Source organism: Desulfosoma caldarium, assembly GCF_003751385.1.
GTDB classification, from domain to species: Bacteria; Desulfobacterota; Syntrophobacteria; order Syntrophobacterales; family DSM-9756; genus Desulfosoma; species Desulfosoma caldarium.
This window is the reverse complement of the sequence record NZ_RJVA01000016.1, coordinates 61,012-84,721: the sequence shown is the minus strand read 5'-3', so window position 1 is coordinate 84,721 and position 23,710 is coordinate 61,012. Positions and strand designations below refer to the sequence as shown.

General features: G+C 58.1%; 20 protein-coding genes. 11 read left to right on the top strand and 9 right to left on the bottom strand.

The genetic code is table 11. The features are described 5' to 3' along the window. Positions 1-348 precede the first annotated feature (348 nt). The 5 genes from EDC27_RS14840 to rplM form a co-directional block, all read right to left on the bottom strand. The gene (locus EDC27_RS14840) at positions 349-1,557 is read right to left on the bottom strand and encodes a pyridoxal phosphate-dependent aminotransferase (protein WP_123291416.1); all 1,209 of its coding nucleotides are present in this window, start codon (positions 1,555-1,557) and stop codon (positions 349-351) included. Next, entirely contained in the window at positions 1,554-2,426 is an 873-nt protein-coding gene (gene truA, locus EDC27_RS14835) for a tRNA pseudouridine(38-40) synthase TruA (RefSeq protein ID WP_211334927.1), read from the bottom strand. Before truA ends, EDC27_RS14840 begins: the two co-directional genes overlap by 4 nt. Beyond that, entirely contained in the window at positions 2,414-3,451 is a 1,038-nt protein-coding gene (gene argC / locus EDC27_RS14830; protein ID WP_123291415.1) for an N-acetyl-gamma-glutamyl-phosphate reductase, read from the bottom strand. Before argC ends, truA begins: the two co-directional genes overlap by 13 nt. A 96-nt stretch (positions 3,452-3,547) precedes the next feature. Next, positions 3,548-3,940, bottom strand: a complete 393-nt coding sequence (rpsI, locus tag EDC27_RS14825) for a 30S ribosomal protein S9 (protein ID WP_123291414.1) — start codon at positions 3,938-3,940, stop codon at positions 3,548-3,550. 15 nt (positions 3,941-3,955) lie between these two features. Further along, complete coding sequence (rplM, locus tag EDC27_RS14820) at positions 3,956-4,396, bottom strand: 50S ribosomal protein L13 (protein WP_123291413.1); 441 nt, start codon at positions 4,394-4,396, stop codon at positions 3,956-3,958. Between the two features lie 516 nt (positions 4,397-4,912). Between rplM and aroF the strand changes: the two genes are divergently transcribed. The 3 genes from aroF to aroB all read left to right on the top strand — a co-directional run bounded on the left by aroF (position 4,913) and on the right by aroB (position 8,246). Then, the gene (gene aroF / locus EDC27_RS14815) at positions 4,913-5,977 is read left to right on the top strand and encodes a 3-deoxy-7-phosphoheptulonate synthase (RefSeq protein ID WP_123291412.1); all 1,065 of its coding nucleotides are present in this window, start codon (positions 4,913-4,915) and stop codon (positions 5,975-5,977) included. A 93-nt stretch (positions 5,978-6,070) separates the two neighbouring features. After that, complete coding sequence (locus tag EDC27_RS14810) at positions 6,071-7,051, top strand: prephenate dehydrogenase/arogenate dehydrogenase family protein (protein WP_123291411.1); 981 nt, start codon at positions 6,071-6,073, stop codon at positions 7,049-7,051. Further along, entirely contained in the window at positions 7,044-8,246 is a 1,203-nt protein-coding gene (aroB, locus tag EDC27_RS14805) for a 3-dehydroquinate synthase (protein ID WP_170161853.1), read from the top strand. The genes EDC27_RS14810 and aroB overlap by 8 nt, the downstream gene beginning before the upstream one ends. A gap of 237 nt (positions 8,247-8,483) precedes the next feature. Here aroB and fabD read toward each other — a convergent pair whose 3' ends face one another. The 4 genes from fabD to EDC27_RS14785 form a co-directional block, all read right to left on the bottom strand. Then, positions 8,484-9,407: an ACP S-malonyltransferase gene (gene fabD, locus EDC27_RS14800; protein WP_123291409.1), complete on the bottom strand. Its 924-nt coding sequence runs from the start codon at positions 9,405-9,407 to the stop codon at positions 8,484-8,486. Between the two features lie 136 nt (positions 9,408-9,543). After that, the gene (locus EDC27_RS14795; RefSeq protein ID WP_148045787.1) at positions 9,544-9,810 is read right to left on the bottom strand and encodes a hypothetical protein; all 267 of its coding nucleotides are present in this window, start codon (positions 9,808-9,810) and stop codon (positions 9,544-9,546) included. 89 nt (positions 9,811-9,899) lie between these two features. Beyond that, entirely contained in the window at positions 9,900-10,202 is a 303-nt protein-coding gene (locus EDC27_RS14790; RefSeq protein WP_123291407.1) for a hypothetical protein, read from the bottom strand. Continuing rightward, positions 10,203-10,571, bottom strand: a complete 369-nt coding sequence (locus tag EDC27_RS14785) for a hypothetical protein (protein WP_123291406.1) — start codon at positions 10,569-10,571, stop codon at positions 10,203-10,205. A gap of 310 nt (positions 10,572-10,881) precedes the next feature. Here EDC27_RS14785 and EDC27_RS14780 point away from each other — a divergent pair, with 310 nt between their 5' ends. The 8 genes from EDC27_RS14780 to EDC27_RS14745 all read left to right on the top strand — a co-directional run bounded on the left by EDC27_RS14780 (position 10,882) and on the right by EDC27_RS14745 (position 23,213). Then, positions 10,882-12,936, top strand: a complete 2,055-nt coding sequence (locus EDC27_RS14780; protein ID WP_123291405.1) for an acetate--CoA ligase family protein — start codon at positions 10,882-10,884, stop codon at positions 12,934-12,936. Between the two features lie 72 nt (positions 12,937-13,008). After that, entirely contained in the window at positions 13,009-13,857 is an 849-nt protein-coding gene (locus tag EDC27_RS14775) for a sugar phosphate isomerase/epimerase family protein (protein WP_123291404.1), read from the top strand. A gap of 24 nt (positions 13,858-13,881) precedes the next feature. Further along, complete coding sequence (locus tag EDC27_RS14770; RefSeq protein ID WP_123291403.1) at positions 13,882-14,880, top strand: TRAP transporter substrate-binding protein; 999 nt, start codon at positions 13,882-13,884, stop codon at positions 14,878-14,880. Between the two features lie 14 nt (positions 14,881-14,894). After that, the gene (locus EDC27_RS14765) at positions 14,895-15,392 is read left to right on the top strand and encodes a TRAP transporter small permease (RefSeq protein WP_123291402.1); all 498 of its coding nucleotides are present in this window, start codon (positions 14,895-14,897) and stop codon (positions 15,390-15,392) included. A gap of 75 nt (positions 15,393-15,467) precedes the next feature. Beyond that, positions 15,468-16,748, top strand: a complete 1,281-nt coding sequence (locus EDC27_RS14760) for a TRAP transporter large permease (protein WP_123291401.1) — start codon at positions 15,468-15,470, stop codon at positions 16,746-16,748. 132 nt (positions 16,749-16,880) lie between these two features. Further along, on the top strand, positions 16,881-18,974 hold the full coding sequence (locus EDC27_RS14755; protein ID WP_123291400.1) for a PAS domain-containing sensor histidine kinase: 2,094 nt from the start codon (positions 16,881-16,883) through the stop codon (positions 18,972-18,974). After that, the gene (locus EDC27_RS14750) at positions 18,975-19,373 is read left to right on the top strand and encodes a response regulator (RefSeq protein ID WP_123291399.1); all 399 of its coding nucleotides are present in this window, start codon (positions 18,975-18,977) and stop codon (positions 19,371-19,373) included. 210 nt (positions 19,374-19,583) lie between these two features. Next, positions 19,584-23,213, top strand: coding sequence for an FAD-dependent oxidoreductase (locus EDC27_RS14745; RefSeq protein ID WP_170161852.1), 3,630 nt, complete (start codon positions 19,584-19,586; stop codon positions 23,211-23,213). The last annotated feature ends 497 nt before the right edge of the window (positions 23,214-23,710 follow it).

Here is a 23,710-nt window from a genome sequence, read left to right as displayed (position 1 = left end):
GGTGAACGGCCCGTCCTGGCCGCCCTTTGCGCGCCACCGGGCTGCTCGCCCGTTCCGTTCCTCAATGCACCACTTTCCTCAAAGCCTCCTCGCTCCCATGAGCCGATCGTCCGTGATGCGGGGCGAGGAAAGTATGCACAAGGGCGGTGGTGCCTGCGTGAAAGCGGGCCTCCCAATGTGATTAGGGAGTAGAATTCGCTCAACCGCTGGCCGGCCATAAGCGATGTTCCGCTCGGGTTGGTCACTTGGTGCCCGAAGGTCAACCGACCTCGCGTTGGGCAACGATTAAGGACTCCCCCTATCGGGGGGATCTTTTATGGCCGCAAAGGTCCGGCCTTGCCAAAGAGGTTAGGTCGCCGTGGGTGTGAGCTTTTGAAGCGCCCGTTCCAGCCGGTCAAATCCTTCGCGCAGTTCTTCCAAGGACAGGGCAAAGGAGAGTCGAATACAGCGATCTTCTCCGAAAGCGTCCCCGGGCACCACGGCCAGGTGCACCTCGTCCATGAGGTAATCGGCCATGTCCGTGGACCCCTGAAGAAGGCGCCCGCCCACCGCATGGCCGTAGTAGGCGCTCACGTTGGGAAACACGTAAAACGCGCCGTCCGGCACATGGCACGTGATGCCGGGAATGTGCCGAAGCCGGTCCATGACATAGGTCCTCCTTTCAGCAAACACCTGTACCATGTGCCGGCAAGTGTCCTGATCTCCCGAAAGGGCCGCCACGGCCGCCCATTGGGCCACAGAGGACGGATTACTGGTGGACTGGCTCTGAATTTTTCCCGCCGCCTTGATCACTTCGCGGTCTCCCAGCAGGTAGCCAATGCGCCAGCCCGTCATGGCGTAGGTCTTGCTCACGCCGTTGACCACAAAGGTGCGGGCCTTAAGCCGCGGTTCCACCATGGCGATGTTGGCCCACGGCGCCTCATCAAAAAGGATGCGGTAATAAATGTCATCAGAGACGATCATCACCTGGTCGTAATCCATGAGCACATCAGCCAGGGCTCGCAGTTCTTCGGGCCGATAATGGGCCCCTGTGGGATTTGAAGGGCTGTTGAGAATGAGCAAACGGGTGCGCGCCGTGATGGCCTTTCGAAGATCTTCGGGCGCCATTTTAAAGCCCCGTGATTCAGCGCAGGGTACGAACACGGGTTCCGCACCGGCCAGCCGCACCATGTCTGGGTAGGAAACCCAATAGGGGCTGGGAATGATCACTTCATCGCCCGGGTCGAGCACGGCTTGAAACAGGTTGTAGAGGCAATGCTTGCCGCCGCACGAGACGAGCACTTCGTCGGGTTCATAGTACAGGCCGTAATCCGCCTGAATGGTCCGAATCACGGCTTCCTTCAGTTCTTTGATGCCCTGAACGGGAGTATAACGGGTCTGCCCTCTGAAGAGCGCTTGAACGGCCATTTGTCCGATGGGGTGGGGCGTGTTAAAATCGGGTTCCCCGACACCGAAACTGATAACCCGCACGCCCTGGCTGCGCAGAGCCTTGGCTTTGGCATTGATGGTAAGCGTCGCCGAGGGTTTGACCTGGCGAACCCGTTGTGAAAGTTTCATGTCATGTCCCCTCTTTGCTGTGCGTTGCGCTTTTCTTCCCTCCCGTAATCGACGCAAACCAGGTAGAGTCCATGGGCCGGCGCCGTGATGCCCGCCCGGCTTCGATCCCGACTCTCAAGAATCGCCTCAAGTTCTTCCGGTCCCATGAGGCCGCGGCCGGCTTGAACCAACGTACCCACGAGATTGCGCACCATATGCCGCAAAAACCCCGTGGCCTGAAAGCGAAAATACAGATGATCGGCATCGGGCCGCCAGGCGTGCGCCGCCATCATGGTGCGCACGGTCTGGGTCACGGAAGATCCGGCAGCCATAAAGGCCCGAAAATCGCGCGTTCCCAGCAGCACGGGAAGGCACTGTTGGATCTTTTCCAACTCCAAGGGCTTGGGCACGTGCCAGGCACGAAGGCGTTCCAGGGCCGATGGCAGTGGGCGATTGAGAATGCGGTACTCGTAGGTCTTACTCACCGCCGAATACGACGCATGAAAGGAATCGGGCACCTCTTCCGCATGCCGAACCACAATATCCGGAGGCAAAAGGCCGTTCAAACCCCTTTGAAAATCTTGAGGGGTCAGCCGCGTCCTGGCGTAGAAATTGATCACCTGCCCCAGTGCGTGCACACCCGCATCGGTGCGGCCCGAGGCCCGCACCGTCACGGGCCGGCCGAGCATGATGCCCAGTTTGGATTCCACCACTTCCTGAAGCGTGAGCACTCCCTTTTGGCGCTGCCATCCGTGGTAGTGCGATCCATCGTATTCCAGAACGAGCTTGAAGTTCCTTTTCCTCTGAGGGTCAAAGGCCATAGAAGCCTTTTCAAGGGCGTCCTTCACCGAGGGGCACGCGTCCGCAAAGGGCCCGTTCACGGCTGCCATGGGGCGGCTTCCAACCCGCAGTCTTCCGGAAAGCCGAGCATGAGGTTCATGTTGCACACGGCTTGGCCCGAAGCGCCGCGTGTCAGGTTGTCGATGACGGAAATGACGATAACACGGCCCGTGCGAGAATCCACCTTCCAGGCCAGATCGCAGTAATTACTGCCACGGACTTGGAGCGTTGTGGGAAAATGGCCCGAAGGGCAGAGTCGCACAAAGCGGGCCGACGCATAAAATGCGTGAAAAGCTTCCGCCACGTGCTGTTCATTGACGCCCGGTTCCAACTGCGCGTAAATGGTGCTCAGAATCCCGCGACTCATGGGTACAAGGTGCGGCGTGAAGTTGATGCGCACGGGTTTTCCTGCCAGAAAACTCAGTTCCTGTTCTATTTCGGGCGTGTGGCGGTGTTCGGCCACCTTGTAGGCACGAAACCCGTCGTTAACTTCACAATAATGGGTCGTGAGAGACAAACCTCGACCGGCTCCACTCACTCCCGACTTGGCATCGGCGATAATGCTTTCCGCCACGATGAGTTTTGCTTGAAGAAGCGGAGCGCAGCCAAGAATGACGCTCGTGGAATAACATCCAGGGTTGCCCACCAGGCGCGCGTTTGCGATCCTTTCACGATGCAGTTCTGGAAGGCCATAGACGGCTTCGCCCAACAGGTGAGGCGCACTGTGCTTTTGATACCAGGCTTCATAGACGGAAGCATCTCGAAACCGAAAATCCGCACTCAGGTCCACCACCCTGATCCCGCGATCCAACAGAGATGGAATGATGTCCATGGCCGCTTGGTGGGGCAGGGCAGTAAAGACCAGCTGCGCCCCTCGAGTCAACACGTCAGGGTCTGTGTCTTCAAAACGCAAGTCACAGTGGCCGCGCACGGCCGGATACACGTCGGAGAGGCTCTCCCCCTGATTGGCTCGCGACGTGATTGCGCTTATCCGCACTCGAGGATGCCCGCTCAAAAGCCGAATCAACTCAAAGCCCGTATACCCCGACGCGCCGGCAATGGACACTGGAACCATGGCCGCCTCCCTGGACTGAGCCCCAAACAAATTTTAGGGGCCCACACCGTTGGCGAGAGCCCCTGAGCAAGGAAGATGGTGTCTCGGGTAGGAATCTTACCGCTTGGAGTATTGGAATCGAGCCCGTGCGCCGCGCTGGCCGTATTTCTTTCGTTCCTTAATGCGGGCATCCCGAGTGATCAACCCGGCGCGCTTCAGGACCTGGCGGAACTCGGGGTTGAACTCAATGAGCGCCCTGGAGATGCCGTGCTTGATGGCCCCAGCCTGACCGCTCAAGCCACCGCCCCTCACATTGACAAACACATCCAGCTTGCCAAAGGTGCCCGTAAGCATCAAGGGCTGATGAATGACCATCTTGCTGGTTTCGCGTACAATGTATTCGTCAATGGGCTTGTTGTTGATCACGATGCGACCGGTCCCGGGTTTGAGCCAGACTCGAGCGACCGCCGTTTTACGCTTTCCCGTCGCATAAAAACTCTGTTCCGCCATGGGACGACTCCTTGACTACTCGCGGCTGCCCAGTTTCAGGGCAGTGGGTTGCTGGGCCTCATGAGGATGCTCGGCGCCACTGTAGACTTTCAGTTTCTTGAGAAGCTTGCGGCCGAGGCGATTCTTGGGCAACATGCCTCGAACGGCATACTTAATGAGCCGTTCGGGATGTTCTTGGTTCAGCTTCTTGGCCGTCGTGACCTTGAGGCCTCCAGGGTATCCGGAATGCCGATAGTATTTTTTTTGCTCCCACTTGCGGCCGGTCAAACGTACCTTGGCGGCGTTAATGACCACCACGAAATCGCCCGTATCCACATGGGGAGTGAAGGTCGGCAGATGCTTACCTCGAAGCCTCACGGCAATTTCACTGGCCAGTCGGCCGAGGATCTGGCCGTCAGCGTCCACCACAATCCATTTTCTTCCATTGGGATCGAACTTGGCACTCGTCGTTTTCATCGAAAGTTCTCCACTTAAACCACGTTACGTGTCCGACTCGAAGTTCAGTCCTATAGGCAACTCCCCAAATGTTGTCAAGAAAAAGTTCGTCGCCACCACGGCCGGCCTTTTTCACCGAACGTGAAAAAATCAACTTTGCCCCTTGACATGCTTGAGGGCTCTTGCCTATAAGGACCATGCGTGCGCTTAAGGTACGCACGGTGTGATGAAACAAATAGAGGAAAATAGTATGCAGCGCATCGGCACGGTTCAGGGCTTTTACTTTTATTATGGGTGGTATTGCGACCCCTTTGGGGTTGGCCGACCACCGCGCTGAGCCGTCCGAAGCCGCAGGACGCCGGCACCTAGGCCGTGGGCTAACCCCAAAGCCCACGGCCTTTTTTTTCCACCTCTTTAGGCCGTGGGCACAAGCTCACGGCCTTTTGTGTTTTTGAGGCTTCGGCACGGTCGTGCCGATATTCCAGGAATGGGGAAAGCGCACGCTTTTCCCACCAAGCCAGGCAAGGAGGACCCGCCATGATTGTTGTGATGAAACCCGAACACACGGAACAAGACCTTCGGCAACTGGTATCCCATGTGGAAAAGTTGGGGCTGCGCACCCATTTGTCCCGTGGGGAACGGCGCACCATTGTGGGCATTATCGGGGAAAGGGACCTGATTCAGGAGATTCCTTTTACGAGCTTTCCCGGCGTGGAAGCGGCACATCCCATTTTACAGCCCTACAAGTTGGTCAACCGAGAATTCAAGGAAGAAGACACAAAGATTCGCATCGGTGAGCATGTGGAGTTGGGCGGGCGGGCCATTCCCATCATCGCCGGCCCGTGCGCCGTGGAAGGGCGCGAAGTCCTCGATGAAATTGCCGATGCTTTGCACGCCTTGGGCATTCCCATGCTTCGAGGAGGCGCCTTCAAGCCCCGCACCTCACCTTACAGCTTTCAAGGCCTTGGAGAACTGGCCTTGAAGTACATGAGTGATGTGCGAAGCCGCACGGGCATGCCCGTGGTCACCGAAGTCATGGACCCCCGAGACCTTTTGCTCGTCTACAAATACGCCGACGTGTTGCAGATCGGCACGCGCAACATGCAAAATTTCAAGCTGCTTACCGAAGTGGGCCAAGTGGACAAGCCGGTGATTCTCAAACGAGGCATGGCGGCCACCATCAAGGAATTTCTCATGTCCGCGGAATACATCCTCAGCCATGGCAATGACAAGGTGATTCTGTGCGAACGCGGCATACGCACCTTTGAGACGGAGACGCGCAACACGCTGGACCTGAGCGCCGTGCCGCTTCTCAAAAAGCTCTCCCACCTTCCGGTCATCGTGGATCCTAGCCACGCTCTGGGCCGAACCGACCTCATCCCCGCCATGGCGTGTGCAGCCGTCGCCGCCGGGGCCGACGCACTGATGCTGGAAGTGCACGTTCGACCTCACGAGGCCTTAAGCGACGGATCCCAGTCTCTGACCCCCGCGGCCCTGCAGGCGCTCTTGGATCGGGTAGAACCGGTGGCCCAGGCCGTGGGGCGCACGATTTTGCGAACCACGGCAGAGCACCACGCCCAGGTTGCAGAAACCGCGTCGTGAAGCACTTCGGGAAAGTACTTGGAAGCGGGCATGGACGGCAGAAGCAGTAAGGGGCCATAACGATGCGTGACATAGTGCGCTTCAGGAGGCAGCATGACGGAAAATCCCTCGGACTTTAAAAGCTGGCCAAAACATCCCCGCATCGGCATCATCGGGGGCTTGGGCGCCATGGGAAAGCTCTTTCATCGGTTCTTTACCGAACGTGGCGCAACGGTTGCCGTCTCCGATGTGGGGACACCCCTAAGCAATCACGACGTCATAGACCAATCCCATGTGGTCTTGGTGAGTGTGCCTTTGCATCGAGCTTCAAACATCCTTCAGGACCTGGCACCACGATTTCGCCCAGGACAACTGGTCTTGGACATCTGCTCCCTTAAGATGCCGCCTCAAAAAGCCATGGAAGGGTGCGCCGCCTGGTATGTGGGTCTGCACCCTATGTACGGCCCTTATGTGGAAGACTTTGTTGGCCAGACCATGATTGTCTGTCCGGGCCATGTGGCGCCACAACCCTGGCAATGGCTCATGAGTTTGCTGGAAAAGGCGGGCTTGAAAATCCACATATGTTCCGCTCAGGAACACGATCGCATGATGACCGTCATCCAACTCATTCCCCACGTGACAACGGTGGTCTTGGGACACTGCCTGCGCGAAATGGGTATTGACGCCGCCGAAAGCCTTCGGTTCACCAGCCCCATCTATCGCCTGGAACTGGACCTCATCGGCCGACTTTTTGCCCAAGACGCGGCGCTGTACGCCGCCATCGCCATGGAAAACCCTTACAAGAGCGAAGTGCTGGAGGTTCTGCGCCGAGTGTTTGGCGAAACCATGGACGCCGTCGAACACGGCCGATGGCAGGCCTTTATTCAGGCCTTTGAACAAACGCGAGCGCACTTTGGAGAGTTCTGCACCCAGGCCTTGCATGAAACCAACCAGCTTCTCACCTGGCACCAAAACGCCAACAATCATGGAAACCAGAAGGCCTCGGTGGACAACAAGGCGAAGCTCAGCTCGACACCTTTCAGCTACAACGCACCCCTTCAGGGCGCCCAAGAAGGAGAAAAGGCTCATGCCTGACAACCCAACACCTCTGGCCGGGTGTGACGCCCCGCCTTTGAACCCAGTGGCTACCCGCCCAGACGGGCAGGGGAACGCTCTGGAAACAAAAGCGGGATCCATTGGGACAGGGCAGTCCCCTCTGGACGGATTTCACGTGACTTTTGCGCCTCATGGAGCCCGATCTTTGGCGGTATGGCTCCAAGAGCACTTTCCCGGGCGGCATCCTTATATCTTTGTCGACCAACGGGTCGCTTCCCTGTGGGGAGAGATTTTAGACGGGCAAGGGTTCGGTGATGCCTGGATTCCATGGGATGCTCGCGAGGACAGGAAGCGCCTGGACACTGTGGAGCATCTGGCCCGAGCGGCCCTGAGTCGCGGAGCCGACCGTCACAGTGTGTTCGTGGCCATTGGAGGCGGGGTGACCGGGGATGTGGTGGGGTTTCTCGCCTCCATCTTCATGCGGGGTGTTCCTGTGGTGCAGGTTCCGACGACGCTCCTAGCGCAGGTGGACAGCTGCCTGGGCGGCAAGACGGGCGTGGATCTGCCGGAAGGGAAAAATCTTCTGGGCACTTTTCATCATCCGCAGGCCATTCTTGTAGACGCGGTTTTTCTTAAAACCTTGCCCGCGAAAGAATGGCAAAACGGCATGGCGGAAGTCATCAAGTCTGCGCTGTTGGATGACGGCGACCTCATGGAAACTCTGGAATCCTTTGCCCAAGAGACCAAGGGTCAAGGCATTTCGTATCCTTTGCCTCACAAGATGATAGAGCCCATCGTCTTTCAAAGCTTGAGCCTCAAGGCGCGCCATGTGGCCACCGATGAAAAGGATTTCGGGGTGCGCCAGTTTCTGAATCTGGGGCATACTGCCGGCCACGGCCTGGAAGCTTTGAGTGGCTATGCGCTGCCGCACGGCCACGCCGTGGCGCTGGGCATGAGGGTGGCGGTGCAGATGGGCATTCTCATGGGCCTCACCAACCCCGACCTGGCCCGGCGCCTGGATCGAATCCTTGAGGCTTATCAGCTGCCGCTAAAGACGCTGCTGGCCAAGGATGCGAACGCGCTGCTGCGCCACATTCAGCACGACAAGAAAAAGGGTACCGGTGGCCTCACCTGGATTGTGCCTCGAGACGTGGGGCGCATGGAACGGCGCACCGACATTTCCGACAAGATCTTTCGAGATGCCCTGCGCGTCATTCAGCCGAACGAAACCTAGAGGAGTCCAAAAACCCGTGACGTGGGGTTGTTCTGCAAGGGACTCGTCTGTTCTTGCTCAAGGAGCGCCGTAAGGCACGATCCGGCGGCGCAGCGTGCCCCGCACCTCCATCTGACATTCTTTGACACGCCACGAAATGGCTCGCCAGGAAGACCTCGTGGGGGAGCGCCACCAAGAGCGATACGATTTTCCACGCTGCACCGCTCTTGCACGGAACGTTGTCGCACACATCTGATCTTAGGCGCTGTTGGCACGGAGAAACGCCGTCAACGTCGCGGAATCTTCCACGTTATGCACGACCACGTTGCGGTCGATACGCCGCACCAGTCCTCGCAGGACCTTCTTGGGCCCGACCTCCACAAAATGGTCGTAGCCGTTGGCCAGAAACCACTCGATGGACTGCTTCCATAAAACCGCGCCACAAAGTTGCCTGACCAGCTTTTCCGGGGCCTCGTCGGCGCTTTCCAACGGCTTGGCATCGATGTTGTTGACCACGGGAATCTTGGGTCGGGAAAAGGAGGCCGCCCGCACATGGGGTTCAAATTTCAGACGGGCCGATTCCATGCATCGGCTGTGCCATGGGCCGCTCACGTTGAGTTTGACGCATTTCTTGGCGCCTTCCGCGACGGTGGCTTCCAAAGCCTTGTCCACGGCTTCCACGGGGCCGGTGATGATGAGCTGGTCCGGGCAGTTGATGTTGGCGATTTCCACATCACAAAGCCGGCAAATGCGCTGGAGCTTCTCTTCCGGCATATCCATGACAGCGGCCATGGCTCCGGGGGTTTCCAAAGACGCTTCGTGCATGAATTGCCCGCGCCATCGAACCAAGGTCAACGTATCTTCAAGGGTTAAGACCCCCGCGGCATATAGAGCGCTGTATTCGCCCAGGCTGTGGCCGGCGGTCGCCGCAGGAAAAATTTCGTGATGAGCCAGCGCGGTGAGACACGCCAGGTTGGTCACGGTGATGGCCGGCTGCACATTGTCCGTTTGAGTCAGCACGTCTTCGGGGCCTTCGAAGCACAGCTTCTTCAGGTCCATGCCGAGAATCGCTTCGGCCCTATCAAAGAGCTCCCGAACCTCAGGGTAGTTTTCGTAAAAATTCTTTCCCATGCCCACATATTGGGATCCTTGCCCTGGAAATAAGAAGACCCAATTTTTCATAGCGCCGGCTCTTTCCTGTGAGGAGTTTTCTTTTCGCGCGCCGCTTTTATCGAGAAGCCCCCCCGTTGTCAAGGGCCGCCGAAGCCGACACACAGTACCCTTCCCCGCCTAAAAGGGCACCACCATTGCGGCACGGTTAGGCCAGATCACGCCGACGTGTCGACAGGCTGTCTGTTGATGTGATGTGCAGTATATAGGTGAAGCTTCCCCGCATGCCCTCGAAAACCGGCGGACCGGAAATAGTCGCGCCGTCAATGACCGAATAAAGCTGTGAGTAGGTGTTGTGCTGCGTCATGGGATATGAGACGATATAGGTAATGCCGCCCACTACATAGGTCACGGGAAAGGGATAGAATTGTTCGTCAAAGATAACTTCCAACATGGCTTGACATGTGTCGTTCAAGAACAATCGGCCTCTCAAATTTTCGTCGGCCGTGCCGACCCGCTAAAAGATCCTGGCATTTCAGGAGGTAACACTCCCTCCGTGCTCACCTACAATGTGCCCTTGCCGGAAAGGGCGTTGTTGTCCAAAAGGGCAAAGGGAACGACAACGCGGATACGGATTTCTTGTTCGTATCCGGACATATGGACTCTAGCCATATGATTCAGGGTCATGGAAAAAGACCGAGGTCCATTGTTGCTGACGCAGCCTCCCGCGGCGTCCCGTATGACAAAAAACGTGTCCCAGAGATAACAAACGGAGAGATCTCCCGCAGGGGAGGCCAAGAGATAGACGTGGTATTGCCCCGGAGGCAGAAACGAAACCGCAATGTCGCCAAACAGGAAGGCGTCCACCTATTGCGTCACACCCAGTTTCCAGACCACAAGATCGGGCTCGTAAATCATGAGCTCTCCATCGGGCTTGACCAGATACAGATGGAAAGGATCCAGCGCAGGGGCCATGATGCCGAGGTACAGATTCACCGGAGCGGGAAAGGCGGCAAGGCTCACGCGCACTCGGACGACGCGGCCTCCTTCGGCCACGGGACCCACACGGATGGGCTGAACGACTGCGGAATCGGCCAATACCACGGGATCGCCCCTGGAGGAATAATCAAACACCTGCTGCGCCACAAGCATGGGCATGACCTGAGCCTGCGCGCTCCAGCACAACCCAATCACAATGGCCGCCATCACGGCAACAACTCGGAAATGGTCTTTCATGATTGACCCCTTTGCTCACGAACGCCTCGAGATACGACAAATCACTTCTTCATGGTGTAACTTCATTGAACTACCCAATCTATACAAGCCCATGCGAAGCGACTCGCGTTTTTTCTTGGGTGCGGTTCTTTTTGCTATGGCAAATTTATTTTTTGTACCGCCCGATGGACACCTCAGGGTTTCCGATTGCCATTCATTGTGGCATGGTATGGGCCATCGTGGCGGTGGGCCGGCGGCATGAAGGGCTTGAGGAGGGACAGGCACCGGAAAGGGGCTTGCAGGACTGGTTGAGGCATGAGGAGGGAGAGGCATGGAGCGGTTTTTCGAGGCAAAGAGTGTGGCTGTGGTTGGAGTTTCCAGTTCACCGACCAATCTGGGACGCGCCATCGTTTTCAACCTCATGGAGTTTCAGTACCAGGGGCTGATCTATCTTGTGGGCCCAAAGGGAGGGGTGTTTGCCGGTCACAAGATTTACCGGTCCGTGGCGGATCTTCCAGAACCCGTGGACCTGGCCGCCGTGCTTGTGCCGGCTCGAGCGGTTCCCGAGGTCGTGCGCCAGTGCGGTGAAAAAGGGATAAAAAGGATCATCGTGGAATCAGCGGGGTTTCGGGAACTGGGAGACGACCGTCTCGAGCTGGAGCAGGAGATCCGTGAAGCCCTATCGCGCTACGGTATGCGCATGATCGGGCCCAACTGCATCGGGATCATCAATCGATACAACGGGCTGGCCGTGCCGTTCATGCCCATGAGGGCCGAGGCGCCTTCGGGCCGCGTGGCCATCTTTTCTCAAAGTGGAGGGGTTGGGGCCACCATGATCAACCACTGCGCGGCGGAAGGCATCGGATTTTCCCGATTTGCCAGCATCGGCAACAAGCTGGATGTCCATGAAAACGACCTTGTGGCTTACTACGCCAAGGACCCACAAACCCACGTGATCTTCGGGTACCTGGAAGGCGTCGCCAAGGGTAGGGAACTCATGGAAGTGGCCGCACGGTCCACCAAGCCCATCGTGGTGCACAAGTCCAACCGAGGTGGCGCCGGAGCGGTCATCGCGCGATCCCATTCCGCTTCCCTTTCCACGGATGATGCCGTTACGGACGCCGCCTTTCGTCAATGCGGCATCCTTCGAGTCGTGGATCAAAACGAAGGACTCACGGCCATTAAGGGTTTCCTCTTGCCCCAAATGCGGGGTCGCCGCCTGGCGATCATTTCCCGTTCCGGCGGCCATGCGGTCATGGCGGCCGACGCCGCGGACGAATTTGGATTCGAGCTGCCCCCTTTTCCCGAAGACGTGGTGAGATTGGTCGAAGCGCACGCGCGAGCCGGCGTCATTCAATTCCACAATCCCATGGATTTGGGGGATGTATTTGATCTGGAGCTCTACGAAAAGCTGGCTCAGGAAACACTGGCTCGAGCCGACATCGACGGGTTGCTTTTCATTCACAATTACCAAGGCATTTTTGATGCGGAAGGTTCCCGACAGCTCGTGACGCGCCTGGGGCATTTGATGCACACCACGGGAAAACCTGTGGCCGTGTGCGTCTTCACCATGCAAAAGGAGCTGGAATACAATCGAAAAAACGCCGGCTATCCGCTCTTTACGGACCCTCGAGACGCCGTGCGCGCTCTGGCCTGGAATCGGGATTTTTCCGGTCGCCCTGAAAACGTCTTTGCCACGGAACGCCCTCAGGGCATTGACTTGGAAAGGGCTCGGCGCCTTTTGGATACCGCCCCCGAAGGGCCTCTGGATCCCGATCTCTTGGCTTCGGCTCTGACCTGTTACGGGATTTCCACAGTGCCGTGGGCAATAGCGAAAAGCGCCGAAGAAGCGATGGAAGCGGCGGCACGTTTGGGCTATCCTTTGGTCATGAAGACGGCGTCGCGGCACGTGGTGCACAAAACCGACGTGGGCGCCGTGCGGTTGAACGTGAGCAGCAATGTCGCGCTGCGCGACGCTTACGCGAGCCTTGTGGCTTTCGGCCCTCGCGTCCTGGTGCAAAAAATGGCCGAACCCGGCATGGAATGGATTGTTGGAGGCCGCCAGGACGACAACTTCGGCCCGGTCCTCGTGGTGGGACTCGGAGGCATTTATGTGGAAGTGCTCAAGGAAACAGCGCTGGGCATCGGCCCTCTGAACTCCGAGCAGGCTCGGGCTCTCGTGCACCAATGCCGTGGAGCAACTTTACTTCAAGGCGTGCGAGGGCAAAAGCCACTGGACGAAGATGCCCTGGTGGATGTGCTGGTGCGGGTGTCCTGGTTCCTTTATGATTTCCCTCAAGTGCGTGAATTGGACATGAATCCCGTGCGCGTCCACGGAGTGGGCTGTGCGGCCTTGGATTGGCGTGCGACGGTGTCCGCGAGCTGAGCGCACGCCCTATAAAGCCACGCATGCCGTCATGGCGAAACGAAAAACTCAAGGGCGAGGGCGAGGAAGACCATGAAGTTTGCCTACAGCACACTGTCCTTTCGACCGAAGAGCCTCAAGGAAGCCGTGGACGCGGTGGCCAAGGGAGGCTTTCGTTGCATAGAGCTCATGGCCGATCGGCCCCATCTGTTTCCTGAGGATTTTGGTGCGGCTCGGTTGTCCGAGCTTGTGCAATGCCTGACAGAAAAAAACGTCAAGCCGGTAAACCTCAACGCCTGCAGGGTGAGCGCGCTGGGGGATGGACCTCATCCCAGCTGGCTTGAGGAAGACTGGAAAGAGCGGGAACTGCGCATTCGCTACACTCTCGATTGCCTGCGCGTCGCGGCCGCTTTGGGCATTGGGACGGTGTCCACCAATGGGGGTGGGCCCATTCCCGAGTCCATGAATCAGCGGGAAGCCTGGCGCCTTTTTGTGGCCAACATGCATCGCATAACTCCCATAGCTAAAAAGCTTGGTGTGCGGTTGTGCATTCAACCTGACCCGGAGCAACTCATTCGCACGGGCGACCAAGTGTTGGAGCTCATCAACGAAGTAGGAGAACCGACGGCCTTGGGCGTGGATTATGATCCCGTGCATGCGCTGGTGGTGGGACAAGACCCGTGCGAGACGCTGCAGCGACTCAAAGACGCCGTGGCCTTCGTACGCCTTTCGGACATGCAGGACCCCGAGGCCCATCGTCATGTGCAACTGGGCGAGGGCCAGTTCCCTCTTGTTTCCTTCTTGCATTGTCTTGAAGAATGCGGGTACCAAGGACATGTGATCATTTCGGTTCATGGCGGGGATCTGCCACCGCAGGACGTGGTGGCGGCAAGTCAAGACTACCTGCAACGCAATGGATACATGCAGGATGAAAGCCTTTAGACTTTCCCACAAAGGAGGTTCACCATGACGAGAAGGCAGGCAGGCCTGCTGGTGTTCTTGACCGTGGTATTCTTTGGCATGGCCACCGCCCACACCTGGGCCGGTGGTGTGATCAAGCTGGGTGTGGTCACCAAACCCGGATCGGCACAAAATGTGTGTGCGGAAAAATTCAAGGAGCTTGTGGAATCTCGATCCGATTACGAAGTAAAGATCTTTCACAGCGCCTCCTTAGGCACCGAGACGGAAATTCTGCAACAGATTCAGATGAATTCGGTCCAGATGGGCATCATCACCTCGGGGCCTTTTGATGTCTTTGTGCCGGAAGCCCGAGTGATTGATTACCCCTTTCTGTTTGCCAACAGTCGCGAAGTCGATGCGGTCCTGGACGGACCTGCCGGCCAGGCGTTGCTCAAGGCTCTGGAAAGGGCACGCTTCAAAGGGCTGGCTTTTTCGGAAAACGGCTTTCGCCACCTCACCAACAATGTCCGCCCTGTACATCGCGTGGAGGACGTCAAGGGATTGAAGATTCGCGTCATGGAATCGGTTCTGCACAAGGAGCTGTGGCGCGTGCTGGGAGCCAATCCAACCCCCATGGGTTGGCCCATCTATACGGAATTGCAGCAAGGAACCATCGACGCGCAGGAAAACCCACTGTGGGTCATCTGGAACTACAAGCTCTATGAAGTGCAAAAATATATGACCCTCACAGGACACGTCTATTCCGCCCACATCGATGTGGCTAACCTGCAATGGTTCCATAGCCTTGCGGCCGAAGACCAGGACATGATCGCCCAAGCGATGAAGGACGCGGCAGCCTATCAGAGGCAATGGAACCGGGACAATGAAGCGGACTTTCTGGCCAAAATCAAGGCCGCGGGCATGATGGTGGACGAAGCGCCGGATCTAGCTTCCTTTCGAGCCAAAGCCGCGGTTCTCAAAGATCTGGAGATCTACAAGGACCCAAAGGTTCAGGAGATGCTGCAGATTTTCCTGGACGCCGTGGCCAAGATTCGAGGTCAATAGGAGTCGAAAGAGCCATGAGCTGGGTGCACACCTTGAGCCGGCGCCTCAACCGTGGAGTGGAAATCACCACCGGCATCCTGGCCATGCTGATGGCCCTGGTCACCGGTCTTCAGGTGTTTTTTCGATACGTTTTGAACCATTCTCTTTTCTGGTCCGAAGAAGTGGGAAGAATCCTTCTGGTCTGGATCACCTTTTTGGGGGCTACCGTCGCCTATCGCAGAAAGGCCCATGTGGGCATCGATGTGGTCGTGCGCCGGTTAGGTCCAGACATACAACGGAACCTGGAACGCCTTTTGCTCGCCGCTTCCTGCCTCTTTTTTCTCGTGCTCATCACCTTTGGCGTTCAATTCATTGGCTTCATTGCACATCAAAAGACGCCCGCTTTGGGGCTTCCCATGGGAGTTCCTTACATGGTGATTCCCCTGAGCGGCGTCATCTTTTGCATTCATGCCGCAAGCCTTGGGTTAGAAAGGCGGACCTCCGCTTTCACAAATGAAGGCCATTCTGCATAATCTTTCGGAACGGCATTTTCGTGAACCGGGGGTTTCAGAATTTTTCCTGAACGGAATGGATCTTGGAGCCCGGCCATGCTACCCATGGTTCTCTTCGTGACCTTGATGCTGCTCTTTCTCGCCAACATGCCCATTGCCCTGGCCATCGGCATGGCGTCCCTGGCGGCTCTCTGGCTTCACGGCGATTTGCCGCTCATGATGGTCATTCAGAGGCTGTACGCCGGCGTGGATTCCTTTCCACTCATGGCGGTTCCCCTTTTCATGTGCGCGGGAGCGATCATGGAAGCGGGAGGCATTTCGAGGCGGGTGGTGCAGCTGGCGGAATCCATCGTGGGTTGGCTTCCCGGAGGCCTTGCCGCCGTAGCCGTCGTTTCCGCCATGTTCTTCGCCGGTATTTCGGGTTCGGCGGCGGCGGATACAGCCGCCGTGGGCGCCATTCTCATTCCGTCCATGATTCGTCGCGGTTATGATAAGGGGTTTGCTGCGGCGGTGCAGGCGGCGGGAGGGTCCATCGGGGTGGTGATTCCGCCGAGCATTCCTATGATTATTTTCGGTTTTCTCACCGGAGCCTCCATCGGAAAGCTCTTTGCCGCGGGCATTCTGCCGGGTGTCCTCATGGGTTTGAGTCTCATGGCCATCTCCACAGCTCTTTCCTGGAAGCATCGATACAGCACGGTGGTGGCCTTTTCCTGGCGGCGGCTGGCCCAATGCACCTGGGACGCCAAATGGGCCCTGGGTGCCCCGGTGGTGATTCTCGGCGGTATTTTGAGCGGCGTCTTTACGGCCACGGAATCGGCGGCCGCAGCGACCTTTTACGCCCTTATTGTAGGACTGTGGGTGCATCGGGAATTGCACTGGAAAGATCTTCCGGGGCTGTTCACGCGATCGGCCATCACGGCGAGCCTGGTCCTTTTCATCATCGCCACGGCTTCCATTTTCAGCTGGTTTATGGCCATCGAGGACATTCCAGCTCGACTGGCCGAAGGCCTTCTGGCCGTCACCACACACCCCACAACCCTTTTGATGCTCGTCAACGCCCTGCTTCTTTTGGCCGGCACCTTTGTGGAAACCACAGCATCCCTTATTCTGCTCGTTCCCGTGATCCTTCCCTTGGTCCCCACAATGGGCGTGGACCTCACCCAATTGGGTGTTATCGTGGTGGTGAACCTGGCCATCGGCATGCTCACCCCTCCTTTGGGCATCTGTCTGGTTGTGTCGTGCACCCTCGCCCAATGCCGCCTGGAAAAGGTGATCACCCGAGTCGGGCCTTTGCTCCTTGTGCTCCTGCTGGACTTGGTGCTCATCTCCCTATGGTCGCCGCTCACGCTATGGCTTCCTTCCGTTCTGCATCCATAGCCGGCACGGCTTTTCAGTGCAAAAGGGGTGTGACAGGGCGGTCCGTTTGTGATAGCTTGGACATACTGATCCGTCCTGCAGTGCACCATTGGCTGAAGCGCGACGCGAACCCTGTCTGCGGAACGGGTGCCCATGGAGTTTCTGGAACGGCTGAAGTTCAAGACGACCATCAGCGTGGTTTCGCTCACCATGATCTTTTCCGTGGCTCTTGCCGCCTGGTTGGGCATCCGCATGTCCATCCTTCCGGCCATGGAAGAGCGGGTGGAAGATCAACTGCAGGCTCTGGGTGAAAACCTGCACCAATGGTTGGAAGCCGCGCCGCGCCGCACCGCACCCAAGGAACTGGGAACACGGCTTCACGAACAGATCATCTTTTACCCAGGGTTTCATGCTCTGCGCTTGGAAGACGCGCAAGGCACGCTTCTATTTGCTTCAGGATCGCTTCAGGACGATCCTTCTCGGCAATGGGAAGTTCGGCGTCGCGCAAAGGGCATGGAACTCACTCGGTCCAAAGGGAACGGAACCCCCTTGTACGAGCTGGTGCTCACGGTGGCGCCACCCGACGCCAAAACCCCTCTGGTGGTGCGCTTGGGTGTGCACGACCCGCTCATGAAGCCGATGCGCGAGCGGTTGCTGCAGACCCTGCTCCTCACCACGGCGTTGATTCTCATTGCAGGGTACTTCATCAGCCGATGGTTCACGGCCCGCATCACACACCCCGTACAACGGCTTTTGGAAATGACCCAGTTGCTGGCGCAAGGGCGCATGCACGATGTCTTGAAGAGCGTGGACGTGAACCCCTTGTGCCGGCCTGTTTCGGCGGCGGGCACCTGGGACCTCGAAGTGCCGGCGCCGGGTATGTGTCCGCATCTGACCCAATCCGGCACCGAGGCCCTTTTCCCATGGCGAAAGGCGGAAGAAAAAAGCGCGCACCAGGCGCCCCATCCTCTGTGCACGGAGTGTCGCGTTCCCGATGAAGTCGGGGACAACGAACTCATTCGGCTGCTCTACAGCTTTCATTTTATGGCCAGTGAGATTCGTTCGTATCAGGATCGGCTGAAAAACCGTTACGAATTCGAAGAACGGCTGTTGGCCGCCTGCCCCGACGGCATCGTGGCCAACGACGCCTCGGGCCGCGTCATCTTGTTCAATTCGGGCGCCGAGCGGCTTTTGGGCTATAAAGTCTCGGAAGCCCTCTTCCGGATGAACGTGCGCGACTTTTATCCCCAGGGCGAAACGTCGGCGATTAAGAAGGCGCTCCTGAGCGACGACTATGGAGGCCCGGGTGTTTTGGTGGACTACAACGTCACGGTGCGCACCAAAGACGGGCGCATGCTTCCCGTTCGGCTTTCGGCCACCCTGCTTCCGGAAGGAGGCGACACCTACTCCGTTGTGGGCTTCTTTCACGACCTCAGCGAATTAAAAGCCCACATGGACGCTTTGATGCAGACCAACGAAAATTTGAACGCCGCCAACCGTCAACTGGAACGCCTCAACCGGTATTATTTGGAAATGCTCAGTTTCGTCACCCATGAATTGAAATCGCCCATCGCCAACGGCTACATGAGCGCCAATGCGTTGAGACAGGAAATTTTTGGCCCTTTGCGTGACGAACAGAAGAGGATGGTGGAGGCCATTTGCAACAATCTGAATCAGTCTATGGAAATGATTCGACACTATCTGGATCTTTCCCGGATTGAAAAGGATGAGTTGCCCGTGCGGCCCAGAAGGGTGAGGTTGGACCAAGAGATTGTCGCGCCCGTGCTTTCGGCCCTGGAACCCAGCATGCAGGAAAAGGGGCTTCGCGTGGAAGTGGATGTTCCCCCGGGACTGGCCTGGACTCTGGATCCGGAACTCTTTCGCGGCGTGATGACCAATCTATTGAGCAACGCCGTCAAATATGGAGAACCTCAGGGACGCCTCCTCGTCAATGCCGCCGTCACGTCTACAGGGTGGCTTCGCCTCAAAGTCTGGAACTCGGGACCGGGTCTTTCCGAAGAGGAGCAGGGGCGGCTGTTTCGCAAGTTTCAACGCCTGCCGTCCGCACGCCGTTCGGCCACGCGAGGCACCGGCCTGGGGCTCTTTATCACCAAGACCCTGGTGGAACGGCATGGAGGACGTATTTGGGTGGAAAGTGCACAAGGCAAAGGCGTCGCCTTTGTGATGGACGTGCCACCGGGGATGGGAGCACACGCTGAGTCGCTATCGCAAGGGGAGGGTGAATGAATGAGCGGGAAACGTATAATGATCATTGATGACGATCCGAGTTTTCTCGAGATCACGGGGGCTATTCTCCGCCGGTTCGGCTATGACGTTCTGACGGCGAGCAACACCCAGGACGGCCTTCGACTCATTGAAGAGGAACAGCCCGATCTGCTGGTCTTGGACATCATGATGGCCACCGTGGATGAAGGGTTGAACTTTGCCGTGAAACTGCGGCAGAACGAGGCACTGCGCAAGCTTCCCATCATCATCGTCTCGGCGCAACCCGAATCGGAAAAAGGCTACACGCGCTCTGTCGAGGACGATCTGGACTGGATTGCCGCCGACATTTTCATGGAAAAGCCGGTGGATCCACAAGCACTGCGCCACAATATCGAATTGCTGCTTAAACGGGAATCCTGACCTGGGTCCCGCGGCGTCCCATTCTCGGCACCGCGTTCCGCTCCCGCTGAGGCTCCCGCTGCTGTTCCGTAAAGTTCCCTTGCCTTTGCGTGTTCTTTTTCGCTGCAATGCCGTGTGGCTCAAGGCCGGTGCCGTCTCGATGTCGGGCATGGCCAGGAAAAACAAAAAATGTCAAGGAATGATGATTCCACTGTGCTGCGGAGGGCTTCTATGGCGAAGACGGTGACGGTCACATTGGATGGAAAGACGGTGCAAGCTCAGGAAGGCAGCACCATTTTGGACGTGGCCAAGCGCGAAGGGATCCACATTCCCACGCTGTGCTACACCCACCTGCTGCGCCCTTTGGAAAACTGCCGGCTGTGCGTCGTGGCCGTGGAAGGAGAAAAACAGTTTAAAGCGGCCTGCAGCACCCCCGTGCGCGACGGCATGATCATCCGCACGTCCGGCAGTGACCTGGCCCAGACACGAAAACTCCTTCTCGAATTGCTTCTGGATACCCATTACGGCGACTGTGTCGCCCCGTGTTCGGTGACCTGCCCGGCCAACGTGGATATTCAAGGCTACCTGGCGCTGCTTCGCCACGGGGAATACCTGGAAGCCGTGCGGCTCATTAAAGAAAAGATTCCCATGCCGGCCACCATCGGCCGCGTCTGCCCTCATCCGTGCGAAAGCGCTTGCCGCCGGCATTTGGTGGATGAACCGGTCAACATCAATCACTGCAAACGGTTTTTGGCGGACTTTGAAATAAAATCTGGCGTGCGCATTCTTCCTCAGGTGCCTCCGGACACGGGACATCATGTGGCGGTGGTCGGAGGAGGTCCGGCGGGGTTGAGTGCCGCCTACTACCTCAGAGCACTGGGGCATGGCGTGACCATTTTTGAAGCTCGAGAAAAATTGGGGGGCATGCTTCGTTACGGCATTCCCGAATACCGACTGCCCAAAAAAATTCTCGACTGGGAGATTGAGGGTATTTTGAGCCTGGGCGTTCACGTGCGCACGGGCGTGGTCTGGGGCCGAGACTTCACGCTGGATGATCTCAAAAAGGAAGGCTTTGGCGCCATCTTTCTTGCCATCGGCGCCTGGGCCAGCCGGAAACTGGGCATTGTGGGCGAAGAACTGGAAGGCGTGGAAAGCGGGGTGGATTTTCTGGAAAACATCGCCGCTGGCAGACCGGTCAAGGTGGGCCGACGCGTGGTGGTCATCGGGGGCGGCAACGTGGCCATCGATGCGGCCCGGTCCGCTCTACGGCTCGGTGCGGAAAAGGTCACCATTCTCTATCGGCGATCTCGAAAGGAAATGCCCGCAAGCCACGAGGAAATTGAAGCCGCGGAAGCCGAAGGCGTGGAAATCCATCTACTGGCCGCGCCCACCCGTGTTCTGGGGGACAACGGCCGAGCGCAGCAGCTGGAATTTATTCGCATGGAACTGGGAGAACCCGATGCCAGCGGACGTCGGCGCCCGGTGCCTGTGGAAGGCTCGGAAACCCTTCTGGACGCCGATCAGGTCATCAGCGCCATTGGCCAATACCCAGTGCTGCTCACGCCAGACCAGGACCCGAGCATGGAGAAGATTCCCGTCACGCGGTGGAGCACCATCGGGGGGGATCCACGCAGCATGCACACGGGCGCGGAAATGGTTTTCGTCGGTGGCGATTTGTTCCGCGGCCCCATGACCGTGGTGGCGGCCCTGGCGGACGGCCGTAAGGCCGCCTATTCACTGAACCGCTTTTTCCAGACGGGCCGCGTGGAACCCGAACCCCTGCATTTCAACATCAGCAAGGGAAATCTGGACCAGATCGACAAGGAACCCTTCGGAGTCTACAAGGTCATACCGCGGGAACGCATGCCGGAACTGGAAGTCTCTCAAAGAGTGAAAAACTTCGTGGAAGTGGAATTGGGCTTCGATGAAGCGAAGGCCCATAGGGAAGCCGAACGATGCTTGGTGTGCGGCTGTAGCGCTGCTTTTGACTGCCGCCTGCGGGAACTCATGAACGAATTCCAGGTGGATTGGCGGGAACAACCCAGCAAAAAAATCCACTTTCAGCGGGTGGCCGCCATTGACACGCATCCCGTCATCGCCCTGGACCCCAACAAGTGCATTCGCTGCGAACGCTGTTACGTGGCCTGCCAGACCTTTCAGTGCAGCGACGCCATCGACTTCAAAGATTGGCCCAGGTTCAACGCCAAATGCGTCTCTTGCGGCCTCTGTGTGGACTTGTGCCCCACAGGGGCCCTCATGGAACGGCGTCAAGGCCGGCCCGTGGAACGCCTGGACTGGACTTCCGTGCCCACGCACTGCATTCATTGCGGATACGGTTGCGAACTGGACCTGAAGGTCAAGGGGCAACGGTTGGTGTGGATTGCCGACGGGCGGGATACCGTTCCCAACCGAGCGTCCACATGCCGCAGGGGCCGCTTTCGAGCCTATGACGACCATTGGCGTGGCCAAAGGGCGACGCGCCCTATGGTGCGGGAAAACGGCGAACTCAAGGAAGTGTCCTGGGGGCGAGCCGTGGAAGCCGCCGTGCAGGGACTTCGAGCGGTGGCGCAAAAACATGGCTTGACATCGGTGGGTGCCTTGGGATCGCCTCGATACACCTGTGAAGGACTTTACCTTCTCCAAAAGTGGATGCGCACGCGATTCGGCACGCCCTATGTGGACACCCTAGGCCGAAAGACTGCGGAAGCCGCTTTGCGCCACGCCCTGATTCCCACCGAAAGACCCTCTGTGGTCCATCCCATGAGTGACTTGGCTCAGGCGCAGGGCATTCTTCTCATTGGAGAACGCATGGAAGAGACCAATCCGGTGACGGTGACGGCCGTGCGTCGATCGGTGCGCAGCGGACGAACGCCGTTGTGGAGCCTTGGCCAGTTGCCGGAATCTCTGCGAGCCATGGCCGCCGTAGACTGCGGGGCCCAAGCGAAAAACTGGCCGCAACTCTTGGCGTCTTTGGCCATGCAGTACGCGGAAAAAATCGGTGAAAAGGCCGTAGACCTGCTGAAGGAAACTCTCGGAGAAGAGATCCTTGAGGCCCTTCGCGCCGCTCCATTGGAAGCCGTCGAAAAGAATGCGCTGGAAGGCGTGGTGCGCGGCATGAGCGCAGTGGGCGGTGTGGCGGTGGTTCTAGACCTGGCGGCCTTGGAAGGGCTGAGTGAACCGGAAATTGATCATGCCATCAAGGCGGTCCAAGCCCTGGTCTCAATCATGAAGGAACATGCCAAAAAAGATGGATCGGGTCTCTTTCTTGCCGCCCCCTATGCCAATGCTGTGGGAGCCTGCCTTGTGGGCATGAACCCGAAGATGCTTCCCGGGCGTGTATCTTTCGAAGATGCCGAGGCCGTGGCCAGGCTTCGAGAACTGTGGGACGGTGCGTCGATTCCTCAGTGTCCCGCCCTCGACGTGCCGGAAGCCCTTCAAGAAGGTCACTTTCGAGCCCTCCTCCTGCAAGACAGTGCGCTCTGGCAAGAAGGATTGCCTCAGGTTTGGGAATCTTTGAGTCGGTTGGATTTTCTCGTGCTGCAGGACAACCTTCTCGGCCCCGCGGCCCAATGGGCTCACGTGGTGCTGCCCACGGCTGCCTTTGGCGAACAGGAAGGCATCATGATCAACCAGGAGGGACGCCTGCTGGCCCTGCACCAAGCCTTGGGCCGAAATGGGGAAAGCCTGCCCGACTGGGACGGCATCAGTCGCCTTATGGCTGCCGACGGGGCTGCCTTTCCCAAAAGCCTGGATTCCGTTTACCAGGAATGGGCGAGGCTCTTTTTCGACGGCGCCGTGGCCGATTGGAACAAAGCCGCTGCCGAAAAACAGCGCCTGGCGAATCTCTTGGCCAAGGCCTAGCGCGTCGGGAAAAACCCTTGTGGAGGCGCTCGGCACGGCCTTCCCGTGGGAGCACGGCCACGGTAACGACCCCAATGAATCACGACCAAAATGTGCGTTATTCTGACCACGCTGCTCTTGGCTTGTCTGTCCGGATCATGTTGGGGGTAGCTCCCTGTGGCTGCCCCTGATTGGGGCAGGCACGGGGGCCAAGGGGGCAGGCACGGGGCCTGCCCCTACACGAGGCTTCCGTGCCGGTTGCCTGGAAATTCGGCCCTTCGACGGTCCATTATTCAGATGCGCCGTTGATCGTCGGGTTTCGATGTGGTCGCAAGTGGATTTTCTTGGGCATTAGAGCAGAGTTGGGGGTTGTCCGGTTGACATCCTGCTCGCGTGCCACACCCACGATGGTTTTGTGGCCTTTGAGAATCTCCAGCACGATCGAGCTTTTACGATTGGCCGTTCATGTTTGCCCTCGAACCGGCTTAACTACTCTTTCTTCCATCTCGCACCCCCTT